Source organism: Epibacterium ulvae, assembly GCF_018678075.1.
GTDB classification, from domain to species: domain Bacteria; phylum Pseudomonadota; class Alphaproteobacteria; order Rhodobacterales; family Rhodobacteraceae; genus Epibacterium; species Epibacterium ulvae_A.
On sequence record NZ_JAHHIR010000080.1, the window covers coordinates 49,642 to 62,503 of the forward strand.

The following is a 12,862-nucleotide window of genomic DNA, read 5'->3' on the forward strand; positions in this document are numbered from 1 at the left end:
GAAGACGGGCAAAGGACACGGATCGGCGGTGTTATAGACCGCCGATTACCTGTGGCTCAAGCCTTTTGCAAAAGCGCCAGTGCGGCCGCATGCAGTTCTGGGGTTGCGGCGGCAAGAGCACGTCCGCCGTTATGCGCAGGCTTACCGTCCCAATCGGTGACAATTCCGCCTGCGGCCTGAATGACGGCAATCGGCGCCTGGATGTCATAGGGGTTGAGGCGGGATTCAATCACCAGATCCACCTGACCAGCGGCCAGCAGCGCATAGGCGTAACAATCCATGCCAAAACGGGTCAATTTGACCTGCGCCGAGACACGTTCAAAGCCCGCGCGATCCTCGGGCGTGCCAACTTCGGGGAAGGTGGTGAACAAGATCGCCTGCGCGAGATCTGTGTTCTGTTTGGTTCTGAGTGGGTTCGGGCCAAGCGGGCCGGACATTTCCGCCAGATCGGGCGTACCGACAAAGCGTTCGCCGATGTAGGGTTGGTCGATGACCCCCAGAAACGGGCCATTTTCATCCGATAGAGCGATCAACACGCCCCAGGTCGGTGTGCCGCTGATAAAACCACGGGTGCCGTCGATCGGGTCCAGAACCCAGGTGCGACCGGACGTGCCGTCAACATTTGGAAATTCCTCGCCCAGGATGCCGTCATTGGGGCGAAACTCTGCCAGCACAGAGCGCATTGCCTGTTCGGCGGCGCGATCGGCGACCGTGACTGGATCAAAGCCATCATCCAGCTTGTTCTCGGCGGCTTCGGGCAGATTGCGAAAGGACGGAAGGATTGCGGCGCGGGCCGCGTCGGCCAGCTTATGCGCAATGTCTAGATCGGAAAGGGCGGCTCGGGTCATACGGCACGCGTGCCACCGAACCGCCCAATTTACAAGTGCAATTCCCCCGAAACGAGAGTGTTATTTCGAGGATGTCACCTTAACAACGTTGCTTATGCAACGTCGCTGAGAACGCGCGCCAGTTCAAACAGGCGACGACGTTGATTTTCCGGAATCGCATAATACGAACGCACCAGATCCAATGCTTCCTTATCGGTCATCAGATCGTCAGGAACCTTACCACCTTCTGTGGTTTGCTGGTCGTCCTGCAGCCCATCAAAGAAGAAGCTGACTTGTACTTCCAGTGCATCAGAAATATCCCAAAGTCTTGAGGCACTGACGCGGTTGGCGCCAGTTTCATATTTCTGAATTTGCTGGAATTTGATTCCGACCTTCTCGGCCAGTTGTTGTTGCGTCATGCCAATGAGCCATCGGCGATGACGGATTCTCTTTCCTACATGTACATCCACAGGGTGAGCCATGGGATTCTCCTAGTCGTTTTCCACCGCGGAAGTATCAGATCACAGCCGAAGCTCGCCACTCCGGACCCACACCCGAACTAACGCCGCCGACTAGGAATTCCCCACATTCCCTAATCTGAGACATACCACATCCTTAAGTTTACGCTCTTTACGGTTGAATACAAGCTCCGATGCCCGCCAATGCCGGGTGACCAGAACAAGATAATGATTTTCCATGGGAAAATTTGCGAGATATCGTATTCGCCTAGAAGTGTAACAGCGGGATAACGCTTTGCCGCAGCGCAAAAGGAAACAACCTCTGTTAATCTTTTCCGCGAATCACAGCCCTCGGACAGGCGCAACTCAAGGATGACTTATGATGCAGGCATATCAAGTTTCAGCGCCGGGAACCGCCAGATTGGTTTCACTCCCTGAACATGCGCCTGGACCGGGTCAAATTGGAGTTCGCATCGCCGCCTGCGGTCTAAATTTCGCGGATTTATTAATGATCAAGGGCACTTATCAGGATACACCACCCCTGCCCTTTGTTCCAGGCCTGGAAGTCGCCGGTTGGGTCACATCGGTCGGCGCAAATGTGACTGAACTTGAGCTCGGCATGCGGGTCGCCATCTTTGGCGGGCAAGGTGGGTTGGCGCAATACGGTGTGTTTGACGCTGCCCGCGCCGTTCAACTGCCGGATGCAATGGGGTTTTCTGAGGCGGCGGGATTTCAAATTGCTTATGGAACAAGTCTTCTGGCCTTGGATCATTGCGCGCGTTTACAACCGGGAGAGACGCTTTTGGTGACCGGCGCCGCGGGCGGTGTTGGTCTGACGGCTGTCGAAATCGGCAAGAAAATGGGCGCCCGGGTGATTGCCCATGCGCGCGGGGCCGAGAAATTGGCGGTGGCCAAGGCGGCGGGCGCGGATGTGTTGGTGGAGGCCAGTGACGATCTGCGCAGCGTGGTCAAAGAGCTTGGCGGCGCGGATGTGGTTTATGAAACCATTGGGGGTGACGTCTGGACCGCAGCCTTTCGCGCCACCAATCCCGGCGGACGTTTGCTGCCGATTGGATTTGCCGGAGGTGACGTGCCGCACATTCCGGCCAATCACCTATTGGTTAAAAACCTTACAGTTATTGGGCTCTACTTTGGCGGGCTTTTGAAATCACACCCGGAGGTGGTGCAAAATGCCTTGGCCAAACTGTTTGGCTGGTTCGCGGACGGCAGCATCCGCCCCCATGTCAGCCATGAGATCCCATTGGATCAGGTTGCGGATGCGCTAGAGCTTTTGCGCAGCCGCAAGTCCACCGGCAAGGTGGTCATAACAATGGCAGGGGACGCGGCCCCCTAAGCCAAATGATCAAACCGCAAGGCGCAAAGAGGTCGGGCGCATGTCCTTGAAGCTTTGCCGGACCAGATTGGCCAGCTCTTCGATATAGGGTGCATGCCCCTTGCCGCCGCCATAGAGGTTGATGCGCTGCATCGGCAGGGTCGGCAGCGCGCCATTGGACTCGACCAGTTCCTGGTGGTCGGGCTGGGTGCCTTCCAGCAAAACCCCGATGGCCAGATCCGCGCTGATCGTGGCTTCAACCGTGCGATCGGAATCGCTGTCGATGGCCATCTCCCACGGGATGCCCGCATCATCTAAAGCTTTGACCGCGATGCCGCGGAAAATACAGTTGCGGCTGAACCCCAGTTGCAGCGGTTGCTGGCGCCATGTGGTGCCACCCGGGGCGCCAATCCAGCGCAGTGGCATTTCATGGATCACCTCGGCCCCTTCATGGGCGCTGCTTTCGGTGGTAAGAATGATGTCAAAACCACCGCGCGTGAACTCTTCCTTCAGGTGGCGGGTATTGGTGGTCACCAGATTGACGCGCACACGCGGGTAACTTGCGTTAAAGAGCTTCAGCACCCGTGGGATCACCGGGTGAACCACATCATGGGGCACACCGAGCGCGACCTCTCCCTCGAACGCCTGATCCGTCAGCCGCGCCATGACCTCATCATTCAGAGCGACCATGCGCCGGGCATAGGCCAGCATCTGTTCACCGGCCGAGGTCAAGGCAATGGTGCGTCCGCTGCGATCCAGCAATTGCAGGTCCAGCAGCTCTTCCAGCCGTTTGAGCTGCATGGAGACCGCAGATTGAGTGAGATGCAGATAGCCCGCAGCCCGTGTAACCCCGCCATTGTCTGCGACCGCGACAAAGGAGCGAAGTGTGGTGATATCCAAATTTCGAACCATCACGCCTCCTGATGTAATTCATCAAAAACATTCGTTTTTAAAATCTGTCACGTTTTGCCATATGTATCAAGCAAATTGATGAAAGCGAGAAACGCATCAAATCTGAATAAGGAGTTTACCCATGGCTTATCTCTCAACTGCACAATCCCTGCGCCCAGCACGGCGTTCTATCTTTGCTCTGATCGGCGACCTGACCGCGCTGTATCGCCAACGCCGTGAACTGGCGCAAATGTCTGATGTTGAACTGTCTGACATCGGTCTGACCCGCGCCCAGGCCGAGGCCGAAGCTGCGCGTCCGATCTGGGACTTCCCGCGTCGCTAAGTGCCTTTGATGACACAACACCCCAAGGGGTGGCGGTGATCGCCATCTCGGCTATATTTGCCAGATGTGCAAACTTGCATATCTTTTAAGTGTTTTGATGCCGCATCCTTGCGGAAAACACTTGAACCTTGCCCCACTTCCCCCAATATCTGTTGCAACGCCGTTGGGATCCTCCAACGGTTGGATTTTATGCGACGGAGACCATTGAACATGGCACAATTTGACCACATCCGGTCCGCCGCGGGCACACGCGCGGCAGAGATCGATCAGGGCCTGCGCGCCCATATGAACAAAGTTTACGGCACAATGTCGGTTGGCATGCTGATCACCTTTGCTGCGGCTTGGGCGATTTCCAACCTGGCCGTCACCAGTGACCCGGCAGCGGCTGCAGCGCAGCTGAATGCCAATACTTATCTGACCAGCCTCGGCTACGCGCTGTTTGCGTCGCCTTTGAAGTGGGTCATCATGTTTGCACCGCTGGCCTTCATCTTTGGCTTTAGCGCTGGCATCAACCGCCTGTCCGCCGCCGCGGCACAGCTGGTTTTCTACGTCTTTGCAGCCGTAATGGGCCTGTCGATCTCCTGGATCTTCCTGGTCTTTACCGGTCAGTCGATCATTCAGGTCTTCCTGATCACATCCATCGCCTTTGCCGGTCTGTCGATGGTGGGTTACACCACCAAGAAAGACCTGACCGCGATGGGTACTTTCCTGATCATGGGCGTGATTGGTCTGCTTGTGGCTTCCGTCGTCAACATCTTCCTTGCGTCTTCGGCGCTGGCCTTTGCGATTTCAGCCATTGGCGTTTTGATCTTTGCGGGCCTCACAGCTTATGACACTCAGAAGATCAAGAACACCTATCTGGAAATGGCGCATTCTGCGGATCAAGAATGGCTGGGCAAAGCCGCCATCATGGGCGCGCTGAGCCTGTATCTGGACTTTATCAACATGTTCATGATGCTGCTCCAGCTGTTTGGCGATCGCGAATAAGCGACACACAAAAACCAAATGAGCGAGGGGCGGGCCAGTTGGACCCGCCCTTTTCTTTTTCGACCTTTCCAACATTTAGACCTCCCCCCACTTACAAGGAGCAGAGGCCCCCCCCTCTGACGCACCGATGAAGATTTCCCCCTTGCCCGCAGCGCATGCCGCGCGTTTGGTTCCTTTGCTGACCGATTTGCATCAACTGCATGTCGACCATCAACCTGGCCGCTATATTGCGGACCCTGACGAGGCCGCATTGATCCAATGGATCGAACAATGGCTGAGCGCGAAAAACATGCATGCGCTGGTTGCCGAAAGCCCCATGGGTGCACTGCTGGGATATGTCATTTATGAAGTGCAGCATCGCCCCGATTTGCCGATTGTGAAAGGCGGGACAACTTACGTGTTGCATCACATCGCTATCACCACCGCCATGCGGCGTATGGGAATTGGCAAAGCACTGGTGGGCGCGGTGCGCAAGGCAGCTGAGGACGCCGGGGCGCGCTCCTTGGCCACCACCTATGCGCCGTTCAACGCGGCCTCGGCAGGGTTGATGAAGGCGATGGGACTGGAGCCGAGCGTTATCTATGCGGACATGCGGTTCTAAGGCCGCTAGCCGTGCAAGGGACGCACGGCAACGGTTGTTGGTTGCAGGGCCGCAGGCACCACGGTCGTGGCGCTGGGGTAGCGCACAAGCGAGGCCTCAGCCACCATCACGGTGGCCACCAGGACGAGAAAGACAAACAAACGTTTCATAGCCAAAACTCCACGCAGCCAGGCCGGTTATCCGTCGCTGAAGCCACAGGAAACAGGCGGGCCAGTCTAGCCTGTGCCATATTGGCTCTTATTCCGTTTCTTTTACCATTGTTTAATAGATCCCATTTGAGACAAGCCGCCCCGGATCTTGTCTTGTAGGTCACCGGGCCCAAATAGAAAAAGGGCCGCGCCCCAGGCACGACCCTTTTGATAATCCGAACCGGATTAGAAGGCTTACTTGATTTTGCCTTCTTTGTAGTCGACGTGCTTACGCACAACCGGGTCATACTTACGTACAACCATTTTCTCGGTCATGGTGCGTGCATTTTTCTTGGTCACGTAGAAGTGGCCCGTGCCCGCGGTCGAGTTCAGGCGGATCTTAATAGTCGTCGGCTTCGCCATGGTGCTTCTCCTGCGTCCGAAAAGGCAGGGGCCTCTCGGTAAATTCCATATGAGCGTGCGCTTTTAAACGTAGGGGGCACGGAGTCAAGTGGTCTGATGGGGAATTTCCACGGATTCATCCACATTCTTTGGCCAAGAATCGGGATTTGACAAACCCTGTGGACCGAGCGACGGACTCCAAGTTTGTCCTCCAGTCGACCTTACGAAGTTTGTGTGGCAAACTTGTACACCTACGGGACAGCAGCCTTTCAGAGGTGATACCACGAATGGCTGGTTCGAGCCCATAGCTCCAGATACTGCACCTCGCGCGAATAGCTGAGCAGCGTTGATTGTCGACATTGGCGTTTGAAAGGATGCTCCAAAGCCGAAATTTACCGACGCCCTTGGTTGCTGCAACACAGCCCGTCATTGCGGACATTCATAGAAAACATAACGCCGAGGAAGCATTGTCGAAAAATTACTTTTCGCTTAATCCCTAGGTGCGCTCGTTGCGCTGAGGATTGGACCTTTGAGCACTTTGTTTTGCCCGCCGTAGGCAGCCACCAACTTCTGCTGATCCGCCCGAGCTAGAATATCAATATTGACCGGGTGTTCCTGCAATTGCTCACAAAGTTTGTGCTGCATTTGATCTAAAATCTCTCGGTTTGATGGGTCTTTAGACAAATCTGTTCGTTCGAAGGGGTCCGCCTCAAGATCAAAAAGCATAGGCGCGTAGCCGACAAAAAGGCATAGTTTGAAACGCCCCTTGCGAAGCATGAAGGCCCCGCTCGGAGATCCTGCCGCATGATATTGCGAAATAACGGCCCTGTTCGGATCGCTTGGCTTTGACGAAATATGACCTAAATGATCTGGGTCATCGCGGATACCGGTCAAGGTAGCAGCAATATCTGTCAGTGAAACAGGAGTATTACAAACATCGCCGCGCGTTTTGCTCGCAGGAGCATAAATTAACGGAACCCCGACGCTGTCTTCGAAAAATGTAGATTTCCCCCACATGCCGCGTTCACCAAGGTTGTCGCCATGGTCGGAAAAATAAATTACGTCTGTTTCGTCTCTTGCGCCAGACGCATCCAGCGACGCGAGAACTGCCCCAATATTCGCGTCAAGAAAGCTGACCAGCCCATAATAATTGCGCAATGCCTCTCGTCGGGACTGATCGTCGAAATTGTCGTAGACATAGGAGCCACGCAGCGCTTGAAGCCATGGGTGATCCGCTGGGCAAGTGGGATGGATTTGCGAAGGTTTAAGGTCCGCATCACGATAAAGGTCATAAAACTCAGCTGGCGCAATCAGTGGAAAATGCGGCGAAACAAATGACACCAAAAGCGTCCAGCCTGTTTCATCCGCAGCCTCTGAAAGCCAACGGCACGCGGCATCACGGATTTGCCGATCATACTTTACATAGCTGCTTTCACCGGGGCCTAGTTTATTAGCCAGTGCGCGGCTTTGGGTCCGCACAGGCAGCGGAGACCGGATTGATCCCGCAATATCACCTCGCCCATTTTCGACATGCATCGGCAGGATTTGTTCCGAGAACCCTGTATCACGGCTAGAATCCCTATAGTGGAGCTTACCAATTGAGACCACTTGGCCTCCTCGTGCCCGCAACGTATGTGCCCAACCTTGAGGTATCCCCTCATAGGGGTGCGCATTGTCCCAGTGTCCCGTCTGATGAACCGGAAGACCAGTCGCGATAGCAGCACGTGCAGGAACACAAATAGGCGACGGGGTATAGGCCGATGTAAACCGCGTTCCGCGCACAGCCAGCGCATCCATGTGCGGGGTCTGTACAACGGGGTCGCCATAACATCCCATTACTCGACGAGCATGCTCGTCGCTCATTATAATAAGCCTATTTTTCGCGGTCATCTTGCCTCCGTTTCGATGCGGTCCCGGGCCAATTTCTGTTTGCGCGCGATGTAAAAGATCGACGCGATCATGATCATCCAGATCGCCATGGAAACAGGTCGGGTAAAGAAGATGTCAGGTGAGCCAAAGCCCATGCGCAGACCAACAAAAAAGTTAGCTTCGACCACAGGAGCAAGGATTATACCGATCAACATGGCCTGCGGGGGATATCCCTCGCGCCGCATAACGTACCCTAGCAACCCGAACCCTAGCGCAAGATAGACATCAAACATCATGTAGCGGGCCGCATAAGCTCCAGCGAGAGCGAAAATGGTGATGACGGTCGCAATGACAGGTCTTGGAATTTGCGCCAACCGGCTTGCAACAAAAGATGCGCCAAATCCAAGTACGATCAGCAATAATGCAGCAAGTGGTATTGCCCCTAACATAGCATAGGCCGAAACTGTGTTTTCCACGAACAAGCGTGGCCCGACATTCAAACCATGCGCTGACATCACTAGCAACAACACAGCTGTTGAGGATGAACCAGGGATTCCGAGTGACATCATCGGAACCAGCGCACCGCTGGCACAGGCGTTATCGGCACTTTCACTTGCGACGATCCCGCGGGGGTTACCCTTACCAAATTGGGCCTGATCGGCGGCGTTTGGCGAAAACGTGATAGCTTGTTGGTAACTCAGAAAACTGGCGATATTGGCGCCTGCGCCTGGTAACGCGCCTATGAGGGAGCCGATTGCCGTAGAGCGCAACAAATCCGCAGGCTTGCGGATTGCATATCGCGCGCCGCTGAAAATTCCCTTGGCGCGTTCCGCAAATCCGATCCTAACGGTTTCTAGCGCGTCCACCATTCGATGACGCTCTGCCTGCGCCATTTCCATGACCTCCGCCACAGCATACAGGCCAACGAGGGCGGCAATTACCGGAATGCCGTCATACAGCTCAAAAAAACCGAAAGTTCCCCGTTCGGTGCCCCACATAGGGTCTACGCCGACACTGCCAATCAGTAGTCCAGCAGCACCGGCAAACCAACCTTTGAACCTGTCATCGCCCGCTATTTGGCCAACCATTATAATTGAGAATACCGCGAGTGCAAAAATTTCAGGTGCGCCGAACTCCAACGCCAGACGCGCAATTAGCGGGGCAGCTGTGATGGCAATCAACCCCGATGCAAACGAACCCACGACTGATGCCAAAAGCGCCACACCAAGCGCCATGCTGGCAAGCCCCTTTTTTGACATAGGGAACCCTTCCAACGCCGTAACTGCGCCGGAGGCCGTACCTGGAACATTGATTAGAATGGCGGGCATCGCCCCTCCAAAACGGACACCGACAAACAAACCAGTCATCATGATCAGGGCGCTGTTGACCTCCATGGTAAGCGTCAAAGGGAATAGGATGATCAATGTGTTTGATGCGCCAAACCCAGGCAAGGCACCTGCCACGACACCCAGTGCAACGCCGAGTGCGATGAGAGGCAAGCCAGCCATCAGGATTGGGAGAACTTCTGCTGCGACAGACATCATAGCGCTCAAGCCACCCAAGGAGCAGTAGGCAGCGGCACATTCAACAGGTGTAACAACAGCAACCAAGCAAGCCCCGAGAGGGCGAGTGTTAATGCACCTATGCGCACGCCCCCTCCTGCGCGTAAAAAGATCAAGAGCCAAAGCGCCATGATACTCGTCGCGGGTAAAAACCCGATCCAACTTTGAAAATAGACATATCCCCACATCGATAAGCACATGACTAGAGCAGGCGCGTGATCTCGGATCGCAACCGGTCGCTGCAATATCCAAGATCCTATCGAGTGATCGCCTCCCGCCCAAAATACACCGCGTGACGCGATGATAAGCGTAAGAATGATTAAAATCGAGCCACATAGTGCGCCATAACCTACCGTTTCAAACCGGCCACCCCACGTCCCTGAAAGGTAATAAGCGCCGTATGCTAGGATCGCGATCGGTGTAAATCCAAAGCGAGTGAGTTCTTTACGGTGTTCAGTCATTCTGCACTGCTCCTAAATCATTTCGCCCGGCCCAGCATTTTGGGCCGAGAGATCGTCCTTAGCTGCCTTGCTCGAATAGGCTTCGGTATTGTTCAAGAAGCGCGAGAATATTCGCGGAGACCATTTCTACTTCTTCTTCACCCCAAGAAATAATCTGCGACGGCTTAGCGCGAATCTTGCCGAAGTCAGCGGCAAATTCTGGGTTAGTAGCAACCTGCTGATAAGCGGACAGCAATGCGTCGTAACGATCAGGATGGCTTTCCTTCAGGCTTTCGTGAACAGCCAAGGCGCGGTTCGATGACGCTGCAAAAACTGGCACGTTCAACTGGTCTTCTAGAGGTGTGTATCTAGCGTTGGGCGCAGACGGTGCGAAAATACCTAACGCACGGGCTTCTTCTCCCAATCCCTCAACCGCTGAGAAATTTCCGACTGCGGCCTCAATATCTTGCGCAAGCATAGCTGCAGCGGCCTTTTTAAAGCCTGAAAACGGAATAATCTCAAATTGCGCACCGGTCTCTTCTGCCAACTGTAGCAAGGCAAGAGTTTGCACTGATGACCAATTGGCGACACCCACCCGGATCGGGTTGGTTTTAGCATCCGCAATCAGATCGCTCGCGTTTTGATAGTCAGATTTCGCAGCGGCCGCTAGAATAGCAGGATCGTCCAGATAAGCGCCCAGCCAAGCAAGTTCTTCCTCTATCACAAAGTCCTGCGTCTGCGAGCCGTAGCCTAATAAAAGCGTGGGAACATTGCCCGAAAAGATCGTGTATCCGTCATCTTTACTGGCCAGAAAGCTTTTCAACGCGATTTGGCCTGACGCGCCACCGCGATTAACATACCGCATGGGTTGGCCAAGGACTTCGGACAATGCGTCACCAACATAGCGGGACGCGCGATCCATACCGCCGCCTTCCGAGCTCATGATGATCATTGTGATTGGTCGTTCAGGATAGTTCTCAGCATTGGCAGGCGCTACAAAAGCGATCGGGCCAGCCACCAGGGCCGCGCAGAAAACGCGGCGGATCATATTCCAAGACATTATTTCCTCCCTTTCATGTCCTGCACCTATTGCGGCGCATACTTTTGTTTTGACTGCTTAAACCTCCAGCCTGCTGCGCACACCATCGCGCCCAGCGGCACCTTCTATTGTCAAATGCCCCATTTCACGGCTGATCCCCAGCCGTGACGGTTCGAGCCATTTGACCAACTCAAAATCGATATTCGGGCCCAAATTTACATCGCGTCCAAGGCCTCTTATTAGGGCGACGGCCTGCGCCTGGCTTTCGGCCTCAAAGATCAGAACGTCCGAGCCTACCAGCTTAGCCAAGTCTCGCATTCGCTCGATTCCGTCTGGCTTCACGTCTGGCATAAGAAGTTGGTCGATTTCAGACCGTTCAAGAATCACATAGGTCGCACCTGCGTCAGTCCAAAGGGCGATGTCTTCTGCTGCTCGTTTTGGGTCCATCGGTGCAGTTGGGTATTTCTCACCCCACTCGACGAACACCATAATTCCTACATCCGAATAAGACGCTATATGGCTCGCCATTTCTGCCGACCCAAGATCAAGGATGTTATTGGATATCTCTATTGCGGGCGCACCTATATCGCGCAGATAGGCCGCTAACTCGTCAGCTTTGCCCTGTGCCACGGCGTTTTCAAACAAAATCCCGCCAAAGAACGGCAATAAGTTATATTCCTGATAAAGCTTCAGTTTTTCGACCAAAAAAGTTTCGGAATAGAGTCGCGGCGCAAAGTTAGAAATCTTGGCGAAATCTACAAACTGCGCATAGGTTTCAAGAAATTCGCGTTGTTCGCCAAGGCCGCGCATCCGATCGCGCACCGCTGTCAGCCCTGTTTTGCGTGGCTTGCTTGGGCGTTGGTCAAGCTGCAGAAAATCAAACGCGTATTTCATATTACTCACCCATTCCAACTTGAGCATCTCCGGCCAACGTAACAATGTCGGCAAGGAATACAGACCGGCTCATCAAAAGCGGTCGTCCACGGCGATCGACAGTGGTGTCTTCGCGCTGAAGAATTGTAGTTTCAGTTGGGACGCCGATCAGTTCGGCGTCAAAGGCAGTCACTTGTCCCGCGGAAATACGGAAGTTTCTCCTATAGGGACCTGCGGTCACATCCTTGGTCAATTCTAACCGAAGGTCTGCGCTCGCAATAACTTCGGGGCGGATCGTTTGCATGACATCGAACGGCAGATTACAGGTCTCCAAGCCAGCGGTTCGATCTTGTAGCAATAACCTCCGTCGACAGCGGATCATGTGGCTGCCCGGCTCGATCTGCAAAATTTCAGCCATTCTATCTGGTGCCGCGATCAGATCACTGCCCAGATGTTCATAGGTGAACGTTGCTGTGTTGCCATTCGCCAGCGCTTCGGAGTCCCCCAAATCAACGGCCACCTTGGGTTCCGTGACAAACACTCCTTTGCCCTGACGCGCGATCACCAATCCCTGGTTGCTAAGGTTCAAAATCGCCTGCCTCACTGTCGCTTGACTTACATTGAAGCGGGCCATCATTTCCGTTTGCGACGGCAGTTTATTGCCAGGGACAAGTTCGCCCTTGCCAATGCGGCGCGCGAAATCTTCCGCAATTTGCGCATAAAGTGGCTTTGAAGTTTCGGCGGTCTCGTTCGTAGTGACGTATTCCTTCATGCAAACAACTTACAACTCATTCGCATGAGCTGTCAACTATTGCGAATGAATGGAGAAACAGATCGATTGCACTGCTCTAGGTTTGGTGCGCTACTGAATGTCTTGTGTGGATGGCTCCTGCATAGCAAGACATTTCTGATGTGATTTGCTCTTTGGTCAGAAGCAGTCTTGTGTCCGGCCTGTTGACGCGATGCACATGACCGCTGGCCCTGATGGGTTCCGCGAACCAAGTCCCATTCTGCTTTGCGGACTGATGTGTCCCTGACATTCGGCGGGGTGTCTTGGCTGTTACGGCTGACTGTTGTGCCATCACTTCGCTGTACCTGCTCACTCCTGG

Annotated in this window: 15 protein-coding genes; 4 read left to right on the forward strand and 11 right to left on the reverse strand. The window is 54.4% G+C overall.

The annotated features are described in order from the left end of the window. Nucleotides 1–56 precede the first annotated feature (56 nt). Nucleotides 57–848 carry a histidinol-phosphatase gene (hisN, locus tag KMP13_RS17225; protein ID WP_215267217.1) on the reverse strand — a complete coding sequence of 264 codons (792 nt, stop codon included), beginning with the start codon at nucleotides 846–848 and terminating at the stop codon, nucleotides 57–59. Between the two features lie 92 nt (nucleotides 849–940). Next, nucleotides 941–1,309 carry a helix-turn-helix domain-containing protein gene (locus tag KMP13_RS17230; protein WP_215267218.1) on the reverse strand — a complete coding sequence of 123 codons (369 nt, stop codon included), beginning with the start codon at nucleotides 1,307–1,309 and terminating at the stop codon, nucleotides 941–943. Between the two features lie 358 nt (nucleotides 1,310–1,667). On the opposite strand from KMP13_RS17230, the gene KMP13_RS17235 reads away from it, so the two are divergent. Then, the gene (locus KMP13_RS17235; RefSeq protein WP_215267219.1) at nucleotides 1,668–2,639 is read left to right on the forward strand and encodes an NADPH:quinone oxidoreductase family protein; all 972 of its coding nucleotides are present in this window, start codon (nucleotides 1,668–1,670) and stop codon (nucleotides 2,637–2,639) included. Between the two features lie 9 nt (nucleotides 2,640–2,648). Here the strand turns inward: KMP13_RS17235 and KMP13_RS17240 are convergent, their stop codons facing one another. Further along, nucleotides 2,649–3,530 carry a LysR family transcriptional regulator gene (locus tag KMP13_RS17240; RefSeq protein WP_215267220.1) on the reverse strand — a complete coding sequence of 294 codons (882 nt, stop codon included), beginning with the start codon at nucleotides 3,528–3,530 and terminating at the stop codon, nucleotides 2,649–2,651. A 121-nt stretch (nucleotides 3,531–3,651) separates the two neighbouring features. Here KMP13_RS17240 and KMP13_RS17245 point away from each other — a divergent pair, with 121 nt between their 5' ends. The 3 genes from KMP13_RS17245 (at nucleotide 3,652) to KMP13_RS17255 (ending at nucleotide 5,440) form a co-directional block, all read left to right on the forward strand. Continuing rightward, a complete protein-coding gene (locus KMP13_RS17245; protein ID WP_215267221.1) occupies nucleotides 3,652–3,852 on the forward strand; it encodes a DUF1127 domain-containing protein in 201 nt (66 codons plus the stop codon). A 210-nt stretch (nucleotides 3,853–4,062) separates the two neighbouring features. Beyond that, the gene (locus KMP13_RS17250) at nucleotides 4,063–4,839 is read left to right on the forward strand and encodes a Bax inhibitor-1/YccA family protein (RefSeq protein WP_215267222.1); all 777 of its coding nucleotides are present in this window, start codon (nucleotides 4,063–4,065) and stop codon (nucleotides 4,837–4,839) included. Nucleotides 4,840–4,966: 127 nt separating this feature from the next. Continuing rightward, nucleotides 4,967–5,440, forward strand: coding sequence for a GNAT family N-acetyltransferase (locus KMP13_RS17255; RefSeq protein WP_215267223.1), 474 nt, complete (start codon nucleotides 4,967–4,969; stop codon nucleotides 5,438–5,440). Between the two features lie 5 nt (nucleotides 5,441–5,445). On the opposite strand, the gene KMP13_RS17260 is transcribed toward KMP13_RS17255, so the two are convergent. From KMP13_RS17260 to KMP13_RS17295, 8 genes are all read right to left on the reverse strand, one after another. Beyond that, nucleotides 5,446–5,589: a hypothetical protein gene (locus KMP13_RS17260; RefSeq protein WP_215267224.1), complete on the reverse strand. Its 144-nt coding sequence runs from the start codon at nucleotides 5,587–5,589 to the stop codon at nucleotides 5,446–5,448. A gap of 234 nt (nucleotides 5,590–5,823) precedes the next feature. Beyond that, the gene (gene rpmG / locus KMP13_RS17265; RefSeq protein WP_215267225.1) at nucleotides 5,824–5,991 is read right to left on the reverse strand and encodes a 50S ribosomal protein L33; all 168 of its coding nucleotides are present in this window, start codon (nucleotides 5,989–5,991) and stop codon (nucleotides 5,824–5,826) included. 468 nt (nucleotides 5,992–6,459) lie between these two features. Continuing rightward, nucleotides 6,460–7,860 carry a sulfatase-like hydrolase/transferase gene (locus KMP13_RS17270; RefSeq protein WP_215267226.1) on the reverse strand — a complete coding sequence of 467 codons (1,401 nt, stop codon included), beginning with the start codon at nucleotides 7,858–7,860 and terminating at the stop codon, nucleotides 6,460–6,462. Then, nucleotides 7,857–9,380 (reverse strand): tripartite tricarboxylate transporter permease, encoded by a 1,524-nt coding sequence (locus KMP13_RS17275; RefSeq protein WP_215267227.1) that lies wholly within the window; start codon nucleotides 9,378–9,380, stop codon nucleotides 7,857–7,859. The genes KMP13_RS17270 and KMP13_RS17275 overlap by 4 nt, the downstream gene beginning before the upstream one ends. A gap of 8 nt (nucleotides 9,381–9,388) precedes the next feature. Beyond that, nucleotides 9,389–9,862 (reverse strand): tripartite tricarboxylate transporter TctB family protein, encoded by a 474-nt coding sequence (locus KMP13_RS17280; RefSeq protein WP_215267228.1) that lies wholly within the window; start codon nucleotides 9,860–9,862, stop codon nucleotides 9,389–9,391. 58 nt (nucleotides 9,863–9,920) lie between these two features. Next, on the reverse strand, nucleotides 9,921–10,901 hold the full coding sequence (locus KMP13_RS17285) for a Bug family tripartite tricarboxylate transporter substrate binding protein (RefSeq protein WP_215267229.1): 981 nt from the start codon (nucleotides 10,899–10,901) through the stop codon (nucleotides 9,921–9,923). Between the two features lie 57 nt (nucleotides 10,902–10,958). Then, nucleotides 10,959–11,801, reverse strand: coding sequence for a phosphosulfolactate synthase (locus KMP13_RS17290; RefSeq protein WP_215267230.1), 843 nt, complete (start codon nucleotides 11,799–11,801; stop codon nucleotides 10,959–10,961). Next, nucleotides 11,776–12,525, reverse strand: a complete 750-nt coding sequence (locus KMP13_RS17295; protein ID WP_215267231.1) for a GntR family transcriptional regulator — start codon at nucleotides 12,523–12,525, stop codon at nucleotides 11,776–11,778. Before KMP13_RS17295 ends, KMP13_RS17290 begins: the two co-directional genes overlap by 26 nt. Between the last annotated feature and the right edge of the window lie 337 nt (nucleotides 12,526–12,862).